Annotated in this window: 18 protein-coding genes and 1 pseudogene; 16 read left to right on the forward strand and 3 right to left on the reverse strand. The window is 71.6% G+C overall.

The features are described 5' to 3' along the window. Window positions 1-219: 219 nt before the first annotated feature. Window positions 220-1,485, forward strand: a complete 1,266-nt coding sequence (locus ACF1BE_RS06245) for a hypothetical protein (protein WP_392197774.1) — start codon at window positions 220-222, stop codon at window positions 1,483-1,485. 3 nt (window positions 1,486-1,488) lie between these two features. Here the strand turns inward: ACF1BE_RS06245 and ACF1BE_RS06250 are convergent, their stop codons facing one another. Beyond that, window positions 1,489-2,469, reverse strand: coding sequence for an ATP-binding protein (locus ACF1BE_RS06250; RefSeq protein WP_392197775.1), 981 nt, complete (start codon window positions 2,467-2,469; stop codon window positions 1,489-1,491). A 101-nt stretch (window positions 2,470-2,570) separates the two neighbouring features. On the opposite strand from ACF1BE_RS06250, the gene ACF1BE_RS06255 reads away from it, so the two are divergent. Further along, the gene (locus ACF1BE_RS06255) at window positions 2,571-3,395 is read left to right on the forward strand and encodes an oxidoreductase (protein WP_392197776.1); all 825 of its coding nucleotides are present in this window, start codon (window positions 2,571-2,573) and stop codon (window positions 3,393-3,395) included. A 335-nt stretch (window positions 3,396-3,730) separates the two neighbouring features. Here the strand turns inward: ACF1BE_RS06255 and ACF1BE_RS06260 are convergent, their stop codons facing one another. Next, window positions 3,731-4,561 carry an HAD family hydrolase gene (locus tag ACF1BE_RS06260; protein WP_392197777.1) on the reverse strand — a complete coding sequence of 277 codons (831 nt, stop codon included), beginning with the start codon at window positions 4,559-4,561 and terminating at the stop codon, window positions 3,731-3,733. Between the two features lie 589 nt (window positions 4,562-5,150). Here ACF1BE_RS06260 and ssd point away from each other — a divergent pair. From ssd to ACF1BE_RS06295, 7 genes and pseudogenes are all read left to right on the forward strand, one after another. Continuing rightward, window positions 5,151-6,257, forward strand: a complete 1,107-nt coding sequence (gene ssd / locus ACF1BE_RS06265; RefSeq protein WP_392197778.1) for a septum site-determining protein Ssd — start codon at window positions 5,151-5,153, stop codon at window positions 6,255-6,257. Continuing rightward, window positions 6,254-7,453, forward strand: coding sequence for a TadA family conjugal transfer-associated ATPase (locus ACF1BE_RS06270; protein WP_392197779.1), 1,200 nt, complete (start codon window positions 6,254-6,256; stop codon window positions 7,451-7,453). Before ssd ends, ACF1BE_RS06270 begins: the two co-directional genes overlap by 4 nt. A 17-nt stretch (window positions 7,454-7,470) precedes the next feature. Next, entirely contained in the window at window positions 7,471-8,319 is an 849-nt protein-coding gene (locus tag ACF1BE_RS06275; protein WP_392197849.1) for a type II secretion system F family protein, read from the forward strand. Window positions 8,320-8,479: 160 nt separating this feature from the next. Continuing rightward, window positions 8,480-9,259: a type II secretion system F family protein gene (locus ACF1BE_RS06280; protein WP_392197780.1), complete on the forward strand. Its 780-nt coding sequence runs from the start codon at window positions 8,480-8,482 to the stop codon at window positions 9,257-9,259. 85 nt (window positions 9,260-9,344) lie between these two features. Continuing rightward, window positions 9,345-9,545 (forward strand): DUF4244 domain-containing protein, encoded by a 201-nt coding sequence (locus ACF1BE_RS06285; RefSeq protein ID WP_392197781.1) that lies wholly within the window; start codon window positions 9,345-9,347, stop codon window positions 9,543-9,545. 22 nt (window positions 9,546-9,567) lie between these two features. Next, a complete protein-coding gene (locus ACF1BE_RS06290) occupies window positions 9,568-9,903 on the forward strand; it encodes a TadE family type IV pilus minor pilin (RefSeq protein WP_392197782.1) in 336 nt (111 codons plus the stop codon). Between the two features lie 245 nt (window positions 9,904-10,148). Then, window positions 10,149-10,454, forward strand: a pseudogene (locus ACF1BE_RS06295) (Rv3654c family TadE-like protein); the annotation flags it as partial. A gap of 595 nt (window positions 10,455-11,049) precedes the next feature. Here ACF1BE_RS06295 and ACF1BE_RS06300 read toward each other — a convergent pair. Continuing rightward, complete coding sequence (locus ACF1BE_RS06300) at window positions 11,050-13,551, reverse strand: DEAD/DEAH box helicase (protein ID WP_392197783.1); 2,502 nt, start codon at window positions 13,549-13,551, stop codon at window positions 11,050-11,052. An 81-nt stretch (window positions 13,552-13,632) separates the two neighbouring features. Here ACF1BE_RS06300 and bldG point away from each other — a divergent pair, with 81 nt between their 5' ends. From bldG to topA, 7 genes are all read left to right on the forward strand, one after another. Then, window positions 13,633-13,974 (forward strand): anti-sigma factor antagonist BldG, encoded by a 342-nt coding sequence (bldG, locus tag ACF1BE_RS06305; protein ID WP_121787637.1) that lies wholly within the window; start codon window positions 13,633-13,635, stop codon window positions 13,972-13,974. Window positions 13,975-14,393: 419 nt separating this feature from the next. Next, window positions 14,394-14,828 carry an ATP-binding protein gene (locus ACF1BE_RS06310; RefSeq protein ID WP_392197784.1) on the forward strand — a complete coding sequence of 145 codons (435 nt, stop codon included), beginning with the start codon at window positions 14,394-14,396 and terminating at the stop codon, window positions 14,826-14,828. 304 nt (window positions 14,829-15,132) lie between these two features. After that, a complete protein-coding gene (locus ACF1BE_RS06315; protein WP_392197785.1) occupies window positions 15,133-17,538 on the forward strand; it encodes a sodium-translocating pyrophosphatase in 2,406 nt (801 codons plus the stop codon). A gap of 244 nt (window positions 17,539-17,782) precedes the next feature. Further along, the gene (locus ACF1BE_RS06320; protein ID WP_392197786.1) at window positions 17,783-18,400 is read left to right on the forward strand and encodes a small secreted protein; all 618 of its coding nucleotides are present in this window, start codon (window positions 17,783-17,785) and stop codon (window positions 18,398-18,400) included. 60 nt (window positions 18,401-18,460) lie between these two features. Then, complete coding sequence (locus ACF1BE_RS06325; RefSeq protein WP_392197787.1) at window positions 18,461-19,981, forward strand: methyltransferase; 1,521 nt, start codon at window positions 18,461-18,463, stop codon at window positions 19,979-19,981. 411 nt (window positions 19,982-20,392) lie between these two features. Continuing rightward, window positions 20,393-20,590 (forward strand): hypothetical protein, encoded by a 198-nt coding sequence (locus ACF1BE_RS06330; RefSeq protein ID WP_392197788.1) that lies wholly within the window; start codon window positions 20,393-20,395, stop codon window positions 20,588-20,590. A 257-nt stretch (window positions 20,591-20,847) separates the two neighbouring features. Further along, a complete protein-coding gene (gene topA, locus ACF1BE_RS06335; RefSeq protein ID WP_392197789.1) occupies window positions 20,848-23,679 on the forward strand; it encodes a type I DNA topoisomerase in 2,832 nt (943 codons plus the stop codon). Window positions 23,680-23,705 lie beyond the last annotated feature (26 nt).

Consider the following 23,705-nt stretch of genomic DNA (forward strand, 5'->3'; position numbering starts at 1 on the left):
AAAGAACCGTAATGCCACGTAAAGGGAAGGCATAACTTTTCGGAGCAAATGGCGTAGTGCGTCGCGCGTCAGGGTGAAGTAGGCATTTCATCGGCTTGTCGTATTAATTCCTTCTCGGCCCCGTGGGACCTTGGCGGCGCTGTCGGTGCAAGCCCGGCACATCAGCACGAAAGGCCCTCGTCAGCGTTTGCCTGAGAGAAGGAAGAAGGTGGGCGGAACATGGCCGCCACCCAGAGGATCGCCGCCGGCGCCATGGCCGCCGCGGCCTGTGCGGCGTCACTCGCCGGTTGTGCGACCGGCTCCGACGGCACGAAGGAAGGGGCGTCAGGCCCGCAGAAGGGAGCGCCCGCACCCAAGAGCGTGCTCCGGCTGATCGGCGACGGATCCACCGCGTACACCGGCGCCCAGCCGTACCTGCCCAGCCCCGAACGGCTGAGGCCCGGCCAGAAGCCGCCGCAGTTCGTCGTGTTCTCCTGGGACGGCGCGGGCGAGGACAGCCAGAGGCTGTTCTCGCACTTCCGCAAGGTCGCCAAGGAGAACCACGCGACCATGACGTACTTCCTCAGCGGCGTGTACATGCTGCCGGAGGAGAAGCGTGACCTGTACAAGCCGCCGCAGCACGCGCCCGGTCGCTCCGACATCGGCTTCAACGACGAGCAGGGCATCACCGACACCCTCAGACAGGTACGCCTGGCGTGGCTGGAGGGCAACGAGATCGGGACCCACTTCAACGGCCACTTCTGCGGCCCCGACGGCGGCGTCGGCACCTGGTCGGTGAAGGAGTGGAAGAGCGAGATCGCCCAGGCCAAGGACTTCGTGAAGTCATGGAAGTCCAACACCGGCATGAAACGGGCGGCCCCGCTGCCCTTCGACTACGACAAGGAGCTGATCGGCGCCCGCACCCCCTGCCTGGAAGGGCAGAAGAACTTCATGAAGGCCGCCCGCCAGCTGGGCTTCCGCTACGACTCCAGCGGAGTCGACAACCAGGTCTGGCCCAAGAAGAAAGAGGGCCTGTGGGATCTGTCGATGCAGCTCGTGCCCTTCCCGGGCCACACCTATGAGCAGCTGACCATGGACTACAACTTCATGGTCAACCAGTCCGGCACCCAGACCCAGGGCGACCCCGACAAGTTCGACTACTGGGGCGACCAGATGCGCGACGGTCTCCTCAAGGGCTTCTACCGCGCCTACGACGGCAACCGCGCACCCCTGATCATCGGTAACCACTTCGAGTCCTGGAACGGCGGCACCTACATGCGCGCCGTCGAGGAAGTGGTGAAGGAGGTCTGCAACAAGCCCGAGGTGCGGTGCGTCTCCTTCCACCAGCTGGCCGACTGGCTGGACGCCCAGGACCCGCAGACCCTCACGCGACTGCGCACCCTGAAGGTGGGGGAGGCCCCTCGGCAGGGCTGGGCGTCCCTGCTGTCCGGCCGCCCCGCCCCGGCACCCAGGGGCGTGCCCGGGGCGCCGGCGGACAGGCTGTAGGCCTCAGGCGGGCGTCACCACCCCTTCGCCGAGCACGAATCCGGGGTCGACCTGCGCGGCCAGGTCGACCCCGGTGCGTTCGTTACCCCAGGACTCGGCGTTCTTCAGATGGAAATGCACCATCTGCCGGGTGTAGCGCTCCCAGTCGCGATGCTCGTACGCGGCGTCCGCCGTGGCCCGCAGGGCCTGCAGGGCGCGGGCGTTCGCCTCCTCCAGGAGATGGAAGCGGGGCGGGCGGCCCTTCTCCATGGCGCGCACCCAGTCCGAGCGTCCGACGGTCACGAGCAGGTCGTCGCCGACCTCCGCGCGCAGGAAGTCGATGTCGTCCTGTTCCTGGATCTTGTTGCCGACGACCTTCAGGGCCACGCCGAAGTCGCGGGCGTACTCCTTGTACTGGCGGTAGACGGAAACCCCCTTCCGGGTCGGCTCGGCGACGAGGAACGTCATGTCGAAGCGGGTGAACATGCCGGAGGCGAAGGAGTCCGAGCCGGCCGTCATGTCGACCACCACGTACTCGTCGGGGCCGTCGACGAGGTGGTTCAGATACAGCTCCACCGCTCCCGTCTTGGAGTGGTAGCAGGCGACGCCCAGGTCGGCGTCGGTGAAGGGGCCCGTGACCATCAAACGGACGGCTCCTCCGTCGAGTTCCACCGGACGCGCACAAGCGTCGTAGATCGGGTTCGGATCCGCGACCCGCACCAGCCGCGAACCCTCGCCGGGCGGCGTCGTCTTGATCATCGTCGCGGCGGAGGCGATGCGCGGGTTGGTGCCGCGCAGGTGGTCCTTGATCAGCGACAGCCGCTCACCCATGGCGGGCAGCGCTGCCGCCTCCTTCTCGTCGAGGCCGAGCGCGGGGCCGAGATGCTGGTTGATGTCCGCGTCGATGGCGACCACCGGAGCGCCGGCGGCCACGAGATGGCGGACGAAGAGGGAGGAGAGAGTGGTCTTGCCGCTCCCGCCCTTCCCGACGAAAGCAATTTTCATGTTCACGAAGGGTAGTCGTGTACTTGCGGTACGTGTCCTAGGAAGGTGAAGAAGACCACTCCTTCGTGGGGTCGGCCGGTGGGGTGCGTAATGTCGTACTCATGAGTACGACAGGCGCGACCGCCGATCCGCTCGCGGCCCTGGGCGCACTGCCCGGCGTGGCCGAGTCCGTGGAGTCCGTGCGCAAGGCCGTGGACCGGGTCTACGGGCACCGGGTCATGCGGCGCCGCAGCAACGAGATCACCTCCGAGGCGGCCCTGCGCGGCTCGCGCGGCTCGGCGGCGCTGTCCGGCGCCGACTGGGCCCTGGAGGAGGTGCGGCGGCGTACCGACTTCGGCGCCGACGCCGAGGCTCGTGTCCTGGGAGCGGCGCTGCGGCTCACCGCCGAGGCGGGACAGCTGCTGTCCGTCTGGCGTCAGTCGCCGCTGCGGGTGCTGGCCCGGCTGCACCTGGTGGCCTCGGCGAGCAGTGACGACGAGGTCGGCCGGCCCCGCCAGGCGGGCGAGCCGGTGGACGAGCCGCTGGTCGAACTGCCGCTGCCGGCCGCAGCCGAGGTGTCGGGCCGACTGGAGGGGCTGGCGGACCTGATCATCGCCGGCAGCTCCGCGCCCGCCCTGGTGACGGCTGCCGTGGTGCACGGGGAACTGCTCGCACTGCGCCCCTTCGTGTCCCACAACGGCCTGGTCGCCCGCGCGGCCGAGCGGATCGTGCTGATCGGCAGCGGCCTGGACCCGAAGGCGGTCTGCCCGGCCGAGGTCGGCCACGCCGAACTGGGCCGCGCCTCCTACCTGGCCGCCCTGGACGGGTACGTGTCCGGCAGCCCCGAGGGCATGGCGGCCTGGATCGCCCATTGCGGCCGGGCGGTCGAGCTGGGGGTCCGCGAGTCGACGGCGGTGTGCGAGGCACTGCAACGCGGCGCGGCCTGAGGGAACCCCCCGGACAAGGGTTGCGGCGGTACGATTTCTCGTACCGCCGCTGGCATGCTCACCGGGTTACCAAGCGTCCTCGATATATGCCCATCAGGCCGGGAACTTTGCCCGTCACCTGGTGCGGCTGGCCCGTAATCGACGGGTCGACGTCGCGTGGGTGCGCGGTGTTCATGCGAGGTCCGTGGGGCCACGTGCGTAGTGGTAGGGGATCCTCTCGGATGTCCTCTGGTCTCGCGGGCCTTGACTCCTTTGTACTGCAAGCCGGGACAGAGCGGAACCTCTGCCCGTATTTATTTCTTTCCAGCATCAAACAGCCGTGAAACGGACGTCGGTCAGGTGGTGCCGCGGCGCCTGCTGGCGTACCAGACGAGTCCTGCGGTCGCCCCTGCCGCCGCCATGGCCGCCGCCGCGACCAGTGCGGGGCGCGGCGGGACGGACAACGCCGGCAGTCGCTTCTTGAGCGGGACGGGGCGGCGGAACTCCAGGACCGGCCATCCGTACGCGAGTGCCTCGCGGCGCAGCGCGCGGTCCGGGTTCACGGCGTGCGGGTGTCCGACCGTGCGGAGCATCGGCAGGTCGGTCGCCGAGTCGCTGTAGGCGTAGCAGCGGTCGAGGTCGTAGCCCTCGGACGCGGCCAGCTCCTTGACGGCCTCGGCCTTCGTGGGGCCGTAGGCGTAGTACTCCACCTCCCCGGTGAAGCAGCCGTCCTCGCCGACGACCATGCGGGTGGCGACCACGCGGTCCGCGCCCAGCAGTTCACCGATCGGCTCGACCACCTCGGCACCCGAGGTGGACACGATCACCACGTCGCGGCCGGCCGTGTGGTGCTCCTCGATGAGGGAGGCGGCCTCGTCGTAGATGATCGGGTCGATCAGCTCGTGCAGGGTCTCGGCGACGATCTCGCGTACCTGCTGGACGTTCCAGCCACGGCACAGTGCGGACAGATACTCGCGCATCCGCTCCATCTGGTCGTGATCCAGGCCGCCGGCCAGGAAGACGAACTGGGCGTATGCGGTACGCAGCGCGCCCCTGCGGTTGATCAGCCCGCCTTGGTAGAAGGACTTGCTGAAGGTGAGCGTGCTCGACTTCGCAATGACCGTCTTGTCCAGGTCGAAGAAGGCTGCTGCGCGGGGCAAGGAGTGGTTTTCCACGCCCCTGAGCATAGGCGCCCACCATTCGGCGTAAGGTGGGGCGCGTGGGTTTGCCTGAGAGGCCTCTCGGGTACACCATGGAAGTCACGGATCGTTCGCGACCGTGCTAACCCGGTCCGACTCCTCCCCCCCCGAGTCGGCCGTGGGGACGACCCCCGCTCTCCCCCCCGGCGGGGGTCGTCGCATGTCCGGACGCATTTTTGCCCGTCCTCCCCTTTCCTGCCGCGGTCCTACGGCCGACATCACGCCTCCGTGTCCGCGGTCTGTGTATGCCCATGATTGCTCACGCCGTGTAATCGTCGCGCTGCGCTGTGGAAACCGCACGCAGATCAGCACAGGGGTCACCGGTATGGATGACGGAGATATTCACAGGGTCCGCGTCGTCCACAGTTTTGAACCAAGATCCACATGATTTCGCGGAACGTCGCACCGTGATTGCAGCGCGCTCCGACCGCGGCGAGTTCATGGCCGGTTCTGATTGCCCGAGCGCGTACGGCCGGTTCCTATCGGCCGTTCATATGGAGGCCGCTTGCCGGTTCTTCACACCTTTGGGAATCGCGCGGCCGCCGGGCTGCGCGGCCCGCGCAGCGAAGGGGGAACCGTGACCGGAACCATCACCCACGACCCGCCGCCCGGCACCGCAGAGCGGCCCGGGCGACCGCTCATCGTCACCGAGGACGCCGCCCTGCTGGACGATCTGCTGCGCCTGTGCGCGGCGGCAGGCGCCACACCCGAGGTCCACCACGACGTACCGGAATCCGGGGACGACTGGGGATCGGCACCGCTCGTGCTGGTCGGCGACGACGCCGCCCGCCGGGTGCGCGGGGCCGCGCGCCGGCCCGGGGTGGTGCTCGTCGGCCGCGACCAGGACGACTCGGGGGTATGGAAACGAGCCGTCCAGATCGGCGCCGACCACGTTCTGATGCTCCCCGACGGCGAGCAGTGGCTGGTCGACCGCATCGCCGACGTCGCCGAGGGCATCGGCCGCCCGGCCCTCACCGTGGGGGTGATCGGCGGCCGGGGCGGCGCCGGGGCCTCCACTCTCGCCTGCGCGCTCGCCGTCACCTCCGCGCGCGAGGGGCTGCGCACCCTTCTCGTGGACGCCGATCCGCTCGGCGGCGGACTCGACGTGCTCCTCGGTGGCGAGAGCGCGGAAGGGCTGCGCTGGCCCGCCTTCGCGGCCTCCCGGGGACGCGTGGGCGGCGGGGCTTTGGAGGAATCGCTGCCCGAACTGCACTCCCTGCGGGTACTCAGCTGGGACCGCGGTGACTGCGTCGCCGTGCCGCCCCAGGCGGTGCGCGCGGTGCTGGCCGCCGCCCGGCGGCGCGGCGGCGCCGTCGTGGTCGACCTGCCCCGCCGCCTGGACGACGGGGTCGCAGAAGCCCTGGCCCAGCTCGATGTCGCCGTGCTCGTCGTCCCCGCCGAACTGCGCGCGGTCGCTGCCGCCGGCCGGGTCGCCTCCGCCGTCGGGATGGTCGTACGGGACCTGCGGGTGGCTGTCCGCGGGCCGTACGCACCTGGTCTGGACGACCAGGAGGTGGCCCGGCTGCTCGGCCTGCCGCTGGCCGGGGAGGTGCCCGCCGAACCGGCGCTGCTGCGGCCACAGGGCGGTGCGAAACCCCCGGGCGCCACCGGACGCGGCCCGCTCGCCCGCTTCTGTGCCGACTTCTGGGAGCGCGCTCTGGTCGAGGCGGGAGGCACCCGATGACCCTCCCCGGGCTCGACCGGGCCGACGGCGCGGCCCTCCTCGACGGCGTCCGCCGCCGACTCGCCGAGAGCGGCGCCGAACCCACCCCCGCGCGCGTGGCCCAGGCCCTGCGTGAACAGGGCCGGGTGCTCGGCGACGCGGAGGTCCTCGGCGCGGCCGAGCAGCTGAGATCCGAACTCGTGGGCACCGGTCCCCTGGAACCGCTGCTCGCCGACCCGGACGTCACCGACGTCCTGGTCTCCGCCCCGGACCGGGTGTGGGTGGACCGCGGCGGCGGCCTGGAACTGACCCCGGTCGCCTTCCCCGACGCGGCGGCGGTACGACGCCTCGCGCAGCGGCTGGCAGCCGTGGCCGGACGCCGGCTGGACGACGCCCGGCCGTGGGCGGACGCCCGACTGCCCGACGGGACCCGGCTGCACGCGGTGCTGCCCCCGGTCGCCGTCGGCTGCACCTGCCTGGCCCTGCGGGTGGTACGGCCACGGGCCTTCACCGTCGAGGAACTCGTCGCGGCGGGCACGGTGCCGCCCGGCGGCGACCGGATCCTCAGGGCGCTGCTCGCGGCCCGGCTGTCCTTCCTCGTCAGCGGCGGCACCGGAAGCGGCAAGACGACCCTGCTCAGTGCCCTGCTCGGCCTGGTCGGACCCGGTGAGCGGATCGTGCTCGCCGAGGACTCGGCCGAGCTGAGGCCGGACCACCCGCACGTCGTCCGGCTGGAGACCCGGCCCGCCAACCAGGAGGGCGCCGGCCTCGTCACCCTGGAGGACCTCGTGCGGCAGGCGCTGCGGATGCGGCCGGACCGGCTGGTCGTCGGCGAGGTGCGCGGGAGCGAGGTCGTGCATCTGCTCGCGGCCCTGAACACGGGACATGACGGCGGCTGCTGCACGGTTCACGCCAACACCGCAGGGGACGTGCCGGCCCGGCTGGAGGCGCTGGCCACGGCCGCCGGCCTGGACCGGGCCGCGCTGCACAGCCAGTTGGCGGCTGCCCTCTCCGTGGTGGTGCACCTCGCACGGGACCGGTCCGGGCGGCGCCGGATCGCCGAGGTCCATGTGCTGGACCGGGACACCACCGGGTTGGTGCGTACGGTGCCCGCCCTGCGGTGGGGCGAGCGGGCCTTCGTGCGGGAGCGGGGGTGGGAGCGGTTACGGCGACTGCTGGGTGCGGCTGATGAGTTCGGGGACGACCGAGAGAGGTGACCGAGGTGACCTTCGGGATGACGGTGGGCGCGCTGCTCTGTCTCGGCGCGATGGCCCGGCTGTTCGGCGGACGGCATCACGGGATGCGGCGGGCACGGTTGCTGCTCGCCGGTGGCGGGGTGGTCGCGACCGGGCCGCCCGCCTGGGAGCAGGCCCTCGCGGAACTGCGGCGGATGCGCGCACGGTGGGGGCCCGAGTGGTGGGCGCTCCTTGCCGGGCTGGTGATCGGCCTGCTGGGTGCCTCGGTCCTTCCGGTCGTCGCGGGGGCGGCCGGGGTGCCGGTGCTGCGCCGGCTGCGCCTGACCCGGCAGGTTCGGCGTAGCCGGGAGCGGCGGGCGGATGCGGTGATCGCCCTGTGCGGAGCGCTCGCCGGGGAGGTACGGGCGGGGCGGCAGCCGGGCGAGGCACTGCTGCGGGCCGCGCGGGACTTCAGCGGACTCGGTGACGCGCAGGCGGCCGTGGTCGCGGCGGCCCGGTTCGGCGGGGACGTGCCCGGCGCGCTCACCGCGGCGGCCCGCCGGCCAGGGGCCGAGGGCCTGCTCGGACTCGCGGCGTGCTGGCGGGTGGCCGTGGATCAGGGCGCGGGACTCGCCGGCGGCCTGGAGCGGCTGGACGGCGCCCTGCGCGCCGAGCGCGACCAGCGTGCCGACCTGCGCGCCCAGTTGGCGGGGGCCCGGGCCACCGCGGTGTTGCTCGCCGCCCTGCCGGCCCTCGGTCTGCTGCTCGGCGCGGCCATGGGCGCGGAACCGCTCCGGGTCCTGCTGCACAGCGGTGCCGGCCTCGGCTGTCTGACGGTGGGGGCGGTGTTCGAGGCGGCCGGGATGTGGTGGGCGATGCGGATCGTGCGGGGTGCTGAGGCGGTGTGAGGGGGCTGAGCGGGTGGTGGAGGGCGAGTGGGGCCGGTAGGGGGGCGAAGGCCGGTGGGCCGGTGGGAGGGCGCGTCAGCGGGCCGGGTGACGGCGGGGTGGTGTTCGAGGTGGTCGTGATGCGGGGCGCGGTGCGAGTGATGGTGGAAGGACGGGCGGTATGAGCGGGGAAGTCGTCCACAGGCTGGGGATGGCCGTGGCCGGGGTGCTGGCCCTCGGCTGGGGTGTCCGGAGACTCGAGCTGGCGCGACGGCGGCGCCTGGCACGGCGCCGGGTGGTCGGGCTGCTGGGCTTGGAGGTGCCTGCTGCCGGAGCACCGTTCACCATCCCGGGGGCCGTACGCCGATGGCTGCCCCCGGCTGGTGCGGCGTGCGGGGTGTGGGTGCTGGTCGGCGGAGTCACCGGGGTCCTGCTGGGGTTCGGCCTGGGTGTGCTCCTGTGGCGGTGGCGGGACCGCCAGGCGGCAACCGGGCGGGGGGAGGTGGTCGACCCCGCCGGGGTCGCACGACGGCTTCCGCTCGCCGCCGACCTGGTTGCCGCCTGTATCGCGGCCGGCGCCGGTCCGGTGATCGCCGCCCAGGCGGTCGGCGAGGCGCTCGGCGGACCAGTCGGGCAAGCACTGGCGCAGGGCGCGGCGGAGGTCCGGCTCGGTGGTGCACCGGCGGATGCCTGGCGCGGCCTGGCCGCGCTGCCCGGTGCCGGTGCCCTGGCGCGGCTGCTGGAACGGGCCGGCGAGACCGGGCTCCCCGCGGCCGACCCGGTCGCCCGCCTCGCCTCGGACGCGCGGGCGGACTGGGCCCGCACCGCGACGGCCCGGGCGCGCCGGGCCGCCGTACTCATCTCAGCGCCGGTCGGCCTGTGTTTCCTGCCCGCGTTCGTCGTCATCGGCGTGCTGCCCGTCGTGATCGGACTGGCGGGCGGGGTGGTGAGAGGGAGGTGAGGCGCACAGGAGCGGACCAGCACGCGCGTGTCAGGTAAATGCCGGGAACGGCGACGGACAGACCCGAACCTTCACGGGGGTTGAGATGAACAGGAAGATCAGGAAAGCAGCGGTACGGGTGCGCAGGGCGTGCCGGCAGGACACCGGAATGGTGACGTCCGAGTACGCGATGGGCATCATCGCGGCCGTCGGGTTCGCGTTGCTGCTGTACGAGGTCGTCACCAGCGGCCAGGTCCGGGCGGAGCTACAGGCCATCGTGAAGAAGGCCCTCAGTGCGCGGATGTGAGCGAGGCGGGGACCGGGGGTTCGTGACCGCGGAGGCGGCCGTGGTGCTGTCCGTGCTGGTGGCGTTCACGATGGCGCTGGTCTGGGGGCTGCTCGTCGTGGCGGCCCAGATCCAGTGCGTGGACGCCGCCCGCACGGGCGCCCGGGCCGCCGCCCGGCAGGATCCGGCCGACGCGGTGGTGACGGTGACCCGGGAGGCGGCGCCGAGGGGAGCACGGGTGACCGTGGCACACGAGGGCGAACGGGTCCGCGTGACGGTGGTGGCCGAGCCACCGGGGTTGAACGGGCTGCCGTTCGAGGTACGGGAGGAGGCCCTGGCGCTCGTCGAGGACACGGGAGCGGGGGAGGCGGGGCCATGAGACGCCGGCGTGAGCCGCACGGCAGGCAGGGGTACGCCGACGGCCGAGGGCACACCGGCGGCAACGGATGTGAGGAGGTGCGGGGCGGTCAGTGGGACCAGGAGGAGGGCAGGCAGCGGGACGAGGAGCCGTGGAGGGAGCAGGTACGTGGACACCTCGAGAAGGCGTGGGGCGGCGGGCGCGGGCATCCGGACCGGTGCCGGGAGCCCGACCGGGGATCCGCCACCGTCTGGAGTCTCGGGGCGATCGCCGTGCTGTTGGCGGTGTTCGGCGGGGTGCTCGCTCTCGGGCATGCCGTCGTCGTCCGGCACCGGGCGGCCGGCGGCGCGGACCTGGCGGCTCTCGCGGCGGCGGACCACTGGGCCGAGGGTGGCACGGCGGCCTGTGCCCGGGCCGAACGGGTGACGGCGGCCCAGGGGGCACGGCTGGTGCGGTGCGTGATCCTGGGGGAGACGTCGGACGTGTCGGTGGCCACCGGAAGAGGCCCGTTCACAGCGGAGATCAGAGCGAGAGCGGGGCCGGCGGGGCCGGTGGACCCGGAGTCGCCTGCCGTGCCGGACGAGGCCCAGGGGGTGTGTGCCGGCTGCCGAGGCGAACGGAGCCAGGCCGATCCGTCTCCGGCGGTGCCCGTGCCGGGTGGGAGCAACGCCGAGCCGTCTGTGGTGCCGGGCGGGCGTCGGGCCGAGCCTCCGCCGGTACCGGTGCCGGTGCCGGTGCTGGTTGGGCCCGAGGCCGAGCCGCCTGGAGCGTCAGGTGGGCCCCAGGCCGAGCCGCCTGGAGCGTCGGGCGTGCGTCGGGCCGAGCCGTCCGCCGTCCCGGTGCAGGGCGGGTTCCAGCCCCTGTCGTCTGCCGTCCGGAGCGGGCGCCAGGCCTGGCCGTCCGCCGCCCTGGAAGGGCACCGGGTCTCGCCGGTGGGCCGTGCGGAGCGGCCCGGTCACTGAGCCGCTGGCGCCCGGGGGCCTGGGCGGGCACCACATCGCCCGTCGGCTCTCCGCCCAGCCGGCCCGAGATCCCCTGCTGGCTCGACCGGTCCGCGTGTTCTCCTCGCCCTCCACGCAGGCCGCCCGAGATCCCCCGCTGGCTCGACCGGTCCGCATGCTGCCGTCGGCTACCCGCCCGGGGCCCCCGGTTGTTCCCCCGGTTGGCTCAGCCGGCCTCGTCGCTCAGTGGGGTCTGTTCCGGCTTCTCCTCAGGCTTCTCCTCCGGCGCTCCCCGCAGGAGCACCGTCAGCAGGCGTACCGCGCCCCTCTTGTGCAGGGGGTCGTTGCCGTTGCCGCACTTGGGGGACTGGATGCAGGACGGGCAGCCGGCCTCGCACTCGCAGGAGGCGATGGCCTCACGGGTGGCGGCGAGCCAGGCGCGCGCGGTGTGGAAGGCGCGCTCGGCGAAGCCCGCGCCGCCGGGGTGGCCGTCGTAGACGAAGACCGTCGGGAGGAGCGTGTCGGGGTGCAGGGGGACCGAGACGCCGCCGATGTCCCAGCGGTCGCAGGTCGCGAAGAGGGGCAGCATGCCGATCGAGGCGTGTTCGGCGGCGTGCAGGGAGCCGCCGAGGATCTCCGGGATGATCCGGGCCTCGTCCAGCTGGTCCTCGGTGACCGTCCACCACACCGCGCGGGTGCGCAGCGTACGAGGAGGGAGGTCGAGTTTGGTCTCGCCGAGCACTTCACCGGTGATGAGGCGTCTGCGGAGGTAGGAGACGACCTGGTTGGTGACCTCGACGGAGCCGTAGCACAGGCGGCCGGTGCCCCACGGGACCTCGGTGTCCGTCTCCAGGACGGAGATCGACGTGGTGTCGCGGGCCACCGTCGAGTACGGCGGGTCGGCCCGCTCGACCAGGGCGACGGAGTCCTCCAGGTCGAAGGAGCGGACCAGGTAGGTGCGGCCCTGATGCAGGTGGACGGCGCCCTCGTGGACCGTGGAGTGCGCGGCGCTCGCGTCGACCGTGCCCAGCAGACGGCCCGTATCGGCCTCGACGACCTGCACCGGACGGCCGCCGGTGCCGCGGATGTCGGTCAGGTCGGCGGCCCGCTCCCGACGGGTCCAGTGCCAGGCCCTGGTACGGCGGCGGAGCAGCTTCGCGACCTCCAGCTGCTGGAGCACGTCCGCGCAGGCGGGGCCGAAGAGCTGCAGGTCCTCCTCGGTCACCGGCAGTTCCGCGGCGGCGGCGCACAGGTGCGGGGCGAGGACGTAGGGGTTGTCGGGGTCGAGGACGGTGGATTCCACCGGTTGGTCGAACAGGGCCTCGGGATGGTGGACGAGGAACGTGTCCAGCGGGTCGTCGCGCGCGACGAGGACCGCGAGGGCGCCCTGACCGGAGCGGCCCGCGCGGCCCGCCTGCTGCCACAGGGACGCACGCGTTCCCGGATAGCCGGCGATCACGACCGCGTCCAGGCCGGAGACGTCCACACCCAGCTCCAGGGCCGTCGTGGCGGCGAGACCGAGGAGTTCGCCGGAGTGCAGGGCGCGCTCCAGGGCACGGCGCTCCTCGGGCAGGTAACCACCGCGGTAGGCCGCGACACGCCGGACCAGTGAGCGGTCGACCTCGGCCAGTTTCTCCTGGGCGATCACCGCGATCAGCTCGGCGCCGCGCCGGGACCGTACGAAGGCGACCGAGCGCACGCCCTGCACGGTGAGGTCGGTCAGCAGGTCGGCGGTCTCGGCGGTCGCGGTACGCCGTACGGGTGCACCCTTCTCGCCGTGCAGTTCGGTGAGCGGCGGCTCCCAGAGGGCGAAGACCAGCTCGCCGCGCGGGGAGGCGTCGTCGGCGACCTCCACCACCGGCAGGCCGGTCAGCCGGTGGGCGGCGACGGCGGGTTCGGCGGAGGTCGCCGAGGCCAGCAGGAACACGGGGGAGGAGCCGTAGCGGGCACACAGGCGGCGCAGGCGGCGCAGCACCTGGGCGACGTGCGAGCCGAAGACGCCCCGATAGGTGTGGCACTCGTCGACGACGACGTACCTGAGCGACTTCAGGAAGGAGGACCAGCGCGGGTGGGACGGGAGTATCCCGCGGTGCAGCATGTCCGGGTTGGTGAGGACGTAGTTGCCGTACTGGCGGATCCACTCGCGTTCCTCGAACGGTGTGTCGCCGTCGTACACGGCCGGACGTACGGCCGTGCCGAGAGGTTGTGAAAGTTCCTTCACCGACCGGCACTGGTCGGCCGCGAGTGCCTTGGTGGGGGCCACGTACAGCGCGGTGGCGCCGCGGCCGTTCGGGGCTTCGGCGCCGTCCAGGAGGGTGGACAGGACCGGGACGAGGTAGGCGAGGGACTTGCCCGAGGCGGTGCCGGTGGCGACGACCACCGACTCACCGTCCAGGGCGTGCTCGGCGGCCAGTGCCTGGTGCGCCCAGGGATGCTCGATGCCGCACGCCTGGACGGCCGCGATCACCTCGGGCCGAATCCGGTCAGGCCAGACGGCATGGCGGCCCGCACGCGGGGGCAAGTGCTCCGTATGAGTGATGCGCGCAGACCGGCTCGGCCCGGAGGCGAGCCGGCCCAGGACCGAGCCCGGAGACAGGCGGGAAGCCGGGGTCGCCGGGGACTGATCGGATCGGTGATTCTTGGCCATCGGCACCGAGTGTGTCACCGGAGTGACGGACAATGGAGCCAAGGCGTCGTGCACGCCTGCCGGTAAGTGATTGAATGCCATCGCGGCTGGCGAAACGCCCCGGGGGCCGCAAGCCGAGATGCCCGAGGGGCGAGCGCTCGATAGCAAGGTGCTGGAGGATCCGTGGACCTGTCCCTGTCGACCCGTACCGTCGGCGATCGTACGGTCGTCGAGGTCGGTGGCGAAATCGACGTATATACCGCGCCCAAGCTGCGCGAGCAGTTGGTCGAGCTGGTGAACGACGGGAATTTCCACCTCGTCGTCGACATGGAGGGCGTGGACTTCCTCGACTCCACCGGGCTCGGCGTGCTGGTCGGCGGCCTGAAGCGCGTAAGGGCCCATGAGGGCTCGCTGCGCCTGGTCTGCAACCAGGAGCGCATTCTGAAGATCTTCCGCATCACCGGCCTCACCAAGGTGTTCCCGATTCACACCTCGGTCGATGAAGCGGTATCGGCCACTGACTGAAGTCGGACCGGCCGTCGGCGCCGGGCCCCTGCCGGGGTCTGCCGCCGGCCGGTCCCGTCCGGGCCGTGACCTGTCCGAGGCCGGCCGGTGAGCGGTTCGGTTCTCGGGCCGTGACCGTCCCGGATGTCGGTCGTGACCCGTCCTGGTTGTCGGTCGTGACCCCCGTTCGCGGGCTGCGACCCGATCCGGTCAACGGGCTGTGACCCTGACCCGTCCGGGTCAGGGTCGTGGCTTCGGCCCAGGGCCGTGACCCGTCGGGTCCGGGCCGTGGCGCGTCCTGTGACGCGTCCCGCCTCCGGGCCACGAGCCGTCCGGTTCAAGGCCGGTGAAACGGTCCGGCGCACACAGAAGCACACCAGGGGGTGCGGGCCCCAGCGGTCCCGCCCCCGACCGCACGCCCGTAGTCGCGAGGGGGATGCATGGCCACCGTCGAACTCCGCTTCAGCGCGCTGCCCGAGCACGTCCGGACCGCCCGGCTGGTGGCGGCAGCGGTGGCGCGCAGGGCCGGAGTGGACGAGGCCGCCCTGGACGAGGTCAGGCTCGCCGTGGGTGAGGCGTGCTCCCGCGCCGTCGGTCTGCACCAGAACAGCGGCGTCACGGCACCGGTGAAGGTCGCGCTGATCGAGGACGAGAAGCAGTTCTCCATCGAGGTCGGCGACGAAGCCCCGCACGCCGTGCCGGGCGGCGACACGCCCGGCGACACGCCGGAAGGCGACACGGATGTCGAGGAGGACGAGATGGGCCTCGCGGTCATCAGCGGACTCGTCGACGACGTGGAGGTCTCCACCGGCCGCAACGGCGGCCTGATCCGGATGACCTGGCCGACCACGCCACCGGCCACAGTGCTCCTCTGAGCCGCCGCACACTCCTCGCAAGGGCCCTGCTGAGCAGGGCCCTTGTCGTTTTTCCGGCACCGCCGCCCGGAATGCGTGAAGAAATTCACGATCAATGCCGGATAATTGATCAAGTGCCTCAGGGGCTGTCAATGTGTTCGGGGCATTACTTCTTCCGGGTCTCCTGGCGTGCCATCCGCCGTAGGCTCGATCATTGTTGAGGGTGCAAGAGGCCGATTCCGTTTACCGTCCCCTGTCTAGTTCACTCGGGGGTACCTACAATCCGTCCACATCTTGAGCTCAGCCCAAGCGTCAAGGAGGACGAATGGCGGGGCTTTCCATCTCACATCAGTTGGGTCACCCGACATCCCTCGCGGCTGCGGTCCTGACCGACGACAACCGGATCCTCGTGGCCGTCATCGCGGCGGTCGCCCTGGCCGCGCTGGTGGTCGCGGGGATCCTGGTGCGCCAGGTGCTGGCGGCGGGCGAGGGCACCGACAGCATGAGACGGATCGCCGAGGCGGTCCAGGAAGGTGCCAAGGCGTATCTCGCCCGGCAGTTGCGCACGCTCGGCCTATTCGCCGTGGTGGTCTTCTTCCTGCTCATGCTGCTACCCGCGGACGACTGGAATCAGCGTGCCGGACGCTCGGTGTTCTTCCTGATCGGAGCGGTTTTCTCGGCGACCACCGGCTATATCGGCATGTGGCTCGCCGTACGCAGCAATGTGCGGGTCGCCGCGGCGGCCCGGGAGGCCACGCCGGCGGCAGGCGAACCGGAAAAGGATCTCACCACCGTCTCGCACACCGCGATGAAGATCGCATTTCGCACGGGCGGCGTCGTCGGTATGTTCACGGTGGGGCTCGGCCTGCTGGGCGCCTCCTGCGTGGTGCTGGTGTACGCGGCCGACGCGCCGAAGGTGCTGGAGGGCTTCGGCCTCGGTGCCGCCCTGATCGCGATGTTCATGCGCGTGGGCGGCGGCATCTTCACCAAGGCCGCCGACGTCGGCGCCGACCTGGTCGGCAAGGTCGAGCAGGGCATTCCGGAGGACGACCCGCGCAATGCCGCGACCATCGCCGACAACGTGGGCGACAACGTCGGCGACTGCGCGGGCATGGCGGCCGACCTGTTCGAGTCGTACGCCGTCACCCTGGTGGCCGCGCTGATCCTCGGCAAGGCCGCCTTCGGCGACTCCGGACTGGCCTTCCCGCTGCTGGTGCCCGCCATCGGTGTGCTCACGGCGATGGTCGGCATCTTCGCGGTCGCCCCGCGGCGCGCCGACCGCAGCGGCATGACGGCGATCAACCGCGGCTTCTTCATCTCCGCGGTGATCTCGCTCGTGCTGGTCGCGGTCGCCGTCTTCGTCTACCTGCCGGGGAGATACGCCGACCTGGACGGCGTCACCGACGCGGCGATCAGGGGCAAGGGCGGCGATCCCCGGATCCTCGCGCTGGTCGCGGTGGCCATCGGCATCCTGCTCGCCGCCGTCATCCAGCAGCTGACCGGCTACTTCACCGAGACCAACCGCCGCCCGGTGCGGGACATCGGCAAGACCTCCCTCACCGGGCCGGCCACCGTCATCCTCTCCGGTATCTCCCTGGGACTGGAATCGGCCGTCTACACCGCGCTCCTCATCGGCCTCAGTGTGTACGGCGCGTTCCTGCTCGGCGGTACGTCGATCATGCTGGCGCTGTTCGCGGTGGCGCTCGCCGGCACCGGACTGCTCACCACGGTCGGCGTGATCGTCGCCATGGACACGTTCGGGCCGGTGTCCGACAACGCGCAGGGCATCGCCGAGATGTCCGGCGACGTCCAGGGCGCGGGCGCGCAGGTGCTCACCAACCTGGACGCGGTGGGCAACACCACCAAGGCCATCACCAAGGGCATCGCCATCGCCACCGCCGTCCTCGCCGCGTCGGCGCTGTTCGGGTCGTACCGCGACGCGATCACCACCAACGTGCGGGATGTCGGCGCGACGCTCAGCGGCCCGGGCTCTCCGCTGACCCTGTCGATGGACATCTCGCAGCCCAACAACCTCGTCGGCCTCATCGCGGGCGCCGCGGTCGTCTTCCTCTTCTCCGGACTGGCCATCAACGCGGTGTCACGGTCGGCGGGTTCGGTGGTGTTCGAGGTCAGGCGGCAGTTCCGTGAACACCCCGGGATCATGGATTACACCGAGAAACCCGAGTACGGACGGGTCGTCGACATCTGCACCAAGGACGCGCTGCGGGAGCTGGCCACACCCGGTCTGCTCGCCGTCATGGCGCCGATCTTCATCGGGTTCACGCTGGGTGTCGGCGCGCTCGGCTCCTACCTCGCCGGCGCGATCGGCGCGGGCACGCTGATGGCGGTGTTCCTCGCCAACTCCGGCGGCGCCTGGGACAACGCCAAGAAACTGGTGGAGGACGGTCACCACGGCGGCAAGGGCAGCGACGCCCACGCGGCCACGGTGATCGGCGACACGGTCGGTGACCCCTTCAAGGACACCGCCGGACCGGCGATCAACCCCCTGTTGAAGGTCATGAATCTGGTGTCGCTGCTCATCGCACCGGCGGTGATCAGGTTCTCCTACGGCGACGACAGGAACCTCGGCGTGCGGATCGGGGTCGCGGTCCTCGCACTGCTGGTGATCGTCGTCGCGGTCTACGTCTCCAAGCGGCGCGGGATCGCCGTCGGCGAAGAGGAGGACACCGGGCGGGCCGCCAACTCACCGGACGCGGCGGTGGTTTCGTAGACCTGCCGGGAAGGACCGGCCAACGGACGGGCGGGCGGCGCGGGCTGACGCGCCGCCCGCCCGCTTCCTGTGCGCACGCGTGCCCGTTGCCCGCCCGCTTCCTGTGCGCATGCGTACGCCGTGAGCCTTCTCTCCCCTGGTGCGAATAGTCACAAAAGCCTACTTAGAGTCCGTCCGGTTGAGGGAGGGCCGTCATCCGCCGTGTAGATTCCGGGGGCCGAGAGCCATGGAAGGGACCGATCCGGTGAACAAGAAGCTCGCGGCCGCACTGTCCGGCGGTGCGGTACTGGTAGTGGCGCTGTCGGGTTGCAGCAGCAGCGGCGACAAGGGGCCCGATCCGAAGCTGGTCGCCTGGGCGAAGAAGGTGTGCGACGCGGTACCCGCGCAGGACGCCAAGATCAAGTCGGCCAACGCGTCGATCGCGTCCATCGCCACGGACAGCAACCTCCCGCCGAAGAGCGCCCAGAAGACCTACGCACAGGCCTTCCAGGACCTGGCCGACGGCTACAAGGCCCTCGCCGACGCCCTCGGTCACGCCGGAGCGCCCCCTGGGGTCGACGACGGCGCCAAGCGACAGCGGGACGCCGCCAGGAACCTGGCCGGCCTCTCCTCGTCGTACGTCGACCTGAAGAAGAAGGTCGACGGGCTGGACACCAAGGACCAGGGCAAGTTCGCCAAGGGCCTCAAGGACGTCGCCGCAGCCCAGGCGGAAGACGTCGGCAAGCAGAGCAGCAGCGGCACCCAGGCGCTGAAGCGGCTGGAGCAGGGTGACGTCAAGGCGGCGATGGCCGAGCAGCCCAGCTGCAAGGTCCCGGCGGCGTCCGGGACGGCCGGGGCGACGCCGCAGGGGACGGCCGGCTGACACCGGCGGCCGGTCCGCGCGGAGACGGCCCGGGCAGACGTCCCGGGCCACAATGGGGACGTGACTGACTCCGGACTCGCTCCCCTGCCCGCTTCCGACCGGCCCGACATCGCCGCGCGCCTGCGGGACGCCCTGCTGGCCGCCTCCTTCACTGCCGACGGGCTGCTCGACCTGCTCGGCGCCCCCGCCTACGCGGCGCTGGCCCGCAGCGAGACCGTGCCCGCCCTCAGGGCGACCCGCGGCGACACGCCGCTGGAGACGCTCGTACGGCTGTTCCTGCTCCAGCAGCCGGTGCCCTACGCGCGCGTGCGCGAGATCCTGCCCGCCGGGGAGGCGCTGGAAGCCGGGTGGCTCATCCGCCTGGGCGGCGACGAGGTGGCCGCCACCGTGGACGTACGGCCGTACGGCGGCCCCGACGGCGAGGACTGGTTCATCGTCTCCGACCTGGGGTGCGCGGTCGGCGGCGCCGGCGGCGTCGGGCAGCGTGACGAAGGGGTCGTCCTGGGCGTCGGCGGCGCCTCCACGACCCTCGCCGGCATCACCGTCCGCACGCCCGTCGCCTCCGCCCTGGACCTCGGCACCGGCTCCGGCATCCAGGCGCTGCACGCCGCCCAGCACGCCACGCGCGTGACGGCGACCGACCTCAACCCGCGCGCGCTGCACACCACGGCGCTCACGCTGTCGCTCTCCGGGGCGCCCGCCGCCGACCTCCGCGAGGGTTCGCTGTTCGCACCGGTCAGGGACGACGAGAGGTTCGACCTGATCGTGTCCAACCCGCCCTTCGTGATCTCCCCCGGCGCCCGGCTGACGTACCGGGACGGTGGCATGGGCGGGGACGATCTGTGCCGCTCGCTCGTTCAGCAGGCGGGGGAACGGCTGACCGAGGGCGGGTTCGCGCAGTTCCTCGCGAACTGGCAGCACGTGGCGGGGGAGGACTGGCAGGACAGGCTCAGGTCGTGGGTGCCGCGCGGCTGCGATGCCTGGATCGTGCAGCGCGAGGTGCAGGACATCACGCAGTACGCCGAGCTGTGGCTGCGGGACGCCGGTGACCATCGTGCGGACCCGGTGGAGTACCAGGCGCGGTACGACGCCTGGCTCGACGAGTTCGAGGCGCGCAAGGTCAGGGCGGTCGGCTTCGGCTGGATCACCCTGCGCGGTACCGGGGCCGCCGAGCCCTCGGTCACCGTGGAGGAGTGGCCGCACCCGGTCGAGCAGCCCCTCGGCGAGACGATCCGGGCCCACTTCGAGCGCCTGGACTATCTCCGGGCGCACGATGACGCGGCGCTGCTCGACAGCCACTTCCGGCTCGCGGCGGAGGTGGTCCAGGAGCAGGTCGGCCTACCCGGGGCCGAGGACCCGGAGCACGTGGTGCTGCGCCAGCATCGCGGGATGCGCCGGGCGACCAAGGTGGACACGGTCGGTGCCGGGTTCGCGGGCGTGTGCGACGGCACGCTGAGCGCCGGCCGCATCCTGGACGCCATCGCGCAGCTCGTCGGCGAGGACCCGGTGGTGCTCCGCGACCGGACGCCGGCGCAGATCCGGCTGCTGGTGGAGCAGGGCTTCCTGGAGCCGGTGCGCTGAGCGGGCGCACGCGGCAGGCCCGGGCGGGCACGCCCTCACAGCACCGTGAGCCTCGGAGCACCGTGAGCGGTGGCGCGTGTCGCGGGGGCGAGAGGGCCGCAGCGGGCAGGTGCGGTACGCCGGGCGGCCGCGCTGTCGTGGGCACCGGCGGATCACGCCGGGCCCGGTGCGTGCGCACCGCCGTATGCCGGGGGCACGGGCTCCGGCGGAGGTGCCGCCGGGAGGAGAACGGGCCCGTGACGGGAAAAAGGCCGGAAAAATACGGCAGGCGGTTTCGGGCCGACGTGTCCGAACGCACATCCGGCGGCTCGTCGCCCTTCCGTTCACCCCGCTGTCGCCTGTTCGTGTCCCGCGTGTGCCACCCTCCCGGCGCTGGGCAGGGCCGGGCGGCGCGGAAGAGGTGGGCGGTGCATGGAGAGCGGGCCGGCGATCTTCGCCGCAGTGGTGTTCGCCCTGTTCGGAGCCGGTCTACTGGCCTGGACGGGGACCCGGCTGCGGCACCGCGAACCGGTGGCCGACGGTGTGAGCCGGGTCGCATCGGCCACCGTCGCGGGCGTGGCCGGGACGGTGACACTGGCGCTCGGCGTGTACTGCCTGACCCGCCTCTGACACCGGGCGGCACCATGTCCGCCGGGTAAGGGGAGCAGCACGCTCCGGACAGGGGAGCGGGATTCGCCAGGCAGTCCGGGCGGCAGGAATGGCGGGAGTCGGGTTACCGTTCGAGTGGCCGTTGTGGGCTTTTCCCGTTTGACACGGGGGCGGGATGTAGCGTCACACTCCGCAGCGTCACACAACCAGTAGTACGCCGTGCCCCCGGGACGAAGACCTGGGGAGGCCCCCAGCCTCGACCGGAGAGAAGAGCGAAGTTGTCCCCGACCAGCGAGACCGCACAGGGCGGCCGCCGACTCGTCATCGTCGAGTCGCCTGCCAAGGCGAAGACGATCAAGGGCTACCTCGGCCCCGGCTACGTCGTCGAAGCGAGCGTCGGGCACATCCGCGACCTCCCCAACGGCGCCGCCGAGGTGCCCGACAAGTACACCGGTGAGGTCCGCCGCCTCGGTGTGGACGTCGACCATGACTTCCAGCCGATCTATGTGGTCAACGCCGACAAGAAGGCGCAGGTCAAGAAGCTCAAGGACCTGCTGAAGGATTCCGACGAGCTGTTCCTCGCCACCGATGAGGACCGGGAGGGCGAGGCGATCGCCTGGCACCTCCAGGAGGTCCTCAAGCCGAAGATCCCCGTCAAGCGGATGGTCTTCCACGAGATCACCAAGGACGCGATCCGCGAGGCCGTCGCCAACCCGCGCCAGCTCAACCAGAAGCTGGTCGACGCCCAGGAGACCCGCCGCATCCTCGACCGCCTCTACGGCTACGAGGTGTCGCCGGTCCTGTGGAAGAAGGTCATGCCGCGGTTGTCGGCCGGCCGCGTCCAGTCCGTCGCGACCCGGCTCGTGGTCGAGCGGGAACGCGAGCGCATCGCTTTCCGTTCTGCCGAGTACTGGGACCTGACGGGTACCTTCGGGACCGGCCGCGCGGGCGATCCGTCGGACCCGGCGTCGCTGGTCGCCCGTCTCCAGACCGTCGACGGCAGGCGGGTCGCGCAGGGCCGCGACTTCGACTCCCTGGGACAGCTCAAGAGCGCGAACACCCTGCACCTCGACGAGGCGAACGCCCGCGCCCTCGCCGCCGCCGTGGAGAACACCCGCTTCTCCGTGCGGTCCGTCGAGTCCAAGCCGTACCGCCGCTCGCCGTACGCCCCGTTCCGTACGACGACGCTCCAGCAGGAGGCGAGCCGCAAGCTCGGCTTCGGCGCGAAGGCGACGATGCAGATCGCGCAGAAGCTGTACGAGAACGGCTACATCACGTACATGCGTACGGACTCCACGACGCTGAGCGACACGGCGATCAACGCCGCCCGCGCGCAGGTCACGCAGCTGTACGGCGCCGACTACCTCCCCCCGCAGCCGCGCACCTACGCCGCGAAGGTGAAGAACGCGCAGGAGGCGCACGAGGCGATCCGACCGTCGGGTGACCGGTTCCGCACGCCTGCGGAGACCGGCCTCACCGGCGACCAGTTCCGGCTCTACGAACTGATCTGGAAGCGGACCGTCGCCTCCCAGATGAAGGACGCGACCGGCAACAGCGTGACCGTCAAGATCGGCGGTACCGCCGCCGACGGCCGTGACGTCGAGTTCAGCGCCTCCGGCAAGACGATCACCTTCCACGGCTTCCTGAAGGCCTACGTCGAGGGTGCCGACGACCCGAACGCCGAGCTGGACGACCGCGAGCGCCGGCTGCCGCAGGTCACCGAGGGCGACGCGCTGTCCGCCGAGGAGATCACGGTCGACGGGCACGCCACCAAGGCCCCGGCCCGCTACACCGAGGCCTCCCTGGTCAAGGAGCTGGAAGAGCGCGAGATCGGCCGCCCGTCGACGTACGCGTCGATCATCGGCACGATCCTCGACCGCGGCTACGTCTTCAAGAAGGGCACGGCCCTCGTGCCGTCCTTCCTTTCCTTCGCCGTGGTCAACCTCCTGGAGAAGCACTTCGGGCGGCTCGTCGACTACGACTTCACCGCCAGGATGGAGGGCGACCTCGACCGCATCGCCCGCGGCGAGGCCCAGGCCGTGCCGTGGCTGAAGCGCTTCTACTTCGGCGAGGGCAACGTCACGGCTTCCGCCGCGGACGCCGGCAACGGCGACGGCGACCACCTCGGCGGCCTCAAGGAACTGGTGACCGACCTGGGCGCGATCGACGCGCGAGAGGTGTCGTCGTTCCCGGTGGGCAACGACATCGTGCTCCGCGTCGGCCGCTACGGCCCGTACATCGAGCGCGGCGAGAAGGACACCGAGCAGCACCAGCGCGCCGACATCCCGGACGACCTGGCGCCGGACGAGCTGACCGTCGAGCTGGCCGAGGAACTGCTGGCCAAGCCCAGTGGGGACTTCGAGCTGGGCACCGACCCGGCCACCGGCCACACGATCGTCGCCAAGGACGGCCGCTACGGCCCGTACGTCACGGAGGTCCTCCCCGAGGGCACCCCGAAGACCGGCAAGAACGCGGTCAAGCCGCGCACGGCGTCGCTCTTCAAGTCCATGGCGCTCGACACGGTGACGCTCGACGACGCGCTGCGGCTGATGTCGCTGCCGCGGATCGTCGGCACCGACGCCGACGGCGTGGAGATCACCGCGCAGAACGGACGCTACGGCCCGTACCTGAAGAAGGGCACGGACTCGCGCTCGCTCCAGGCCGAGGACCAGCTCTTCACCATCACGCTGGAAGAGGCGCAGGCGATCTACGCCCAGCCGAAGCAGCGCGGCCGGGCCGCGGCCAAGCCGCCGCTGAAGGAGCTGGGCGAGGACCCGGTCTCCGGCAAGCCGGTCGTGGTCAAGGACGGCCGGTTCGGCCCGTACGTCACCGACGGCGAGACCAACGCGACCCTCCGCTCCGACGACAGCGTCGAGGCCATCACCCCTGAGCGTGGTTTCGAGCTGCTCGCCGAGAAGCGCGCGAAGGCCCCCGCCAAGAAGACCGCGAAGAAGGCGACGGCGAAGAAGACCGCCCCGGCGAAGAAGACCGCGGCCAAGAAGACGGCCGCGAAGAAGACGACGACGGCCACGAAGAAGACGACGGCGAAGAAGACCACCGCCAAGAAGGCCACGGCCTCCAAGGCGGCGGTGTCCGGCGCCGACGACTGACGCCCGGTCCCGACCGGAAACCTCCA

Origin of the sequence: Streptomyces sp. NPDC014991 (genome assembly GCF_043080665.1) — a bacterium.
GTDB lineage: Bacteria > Actinomycetota > Actinomycetes > Streptomycetales > Streptomycetaceae > Streptomyces.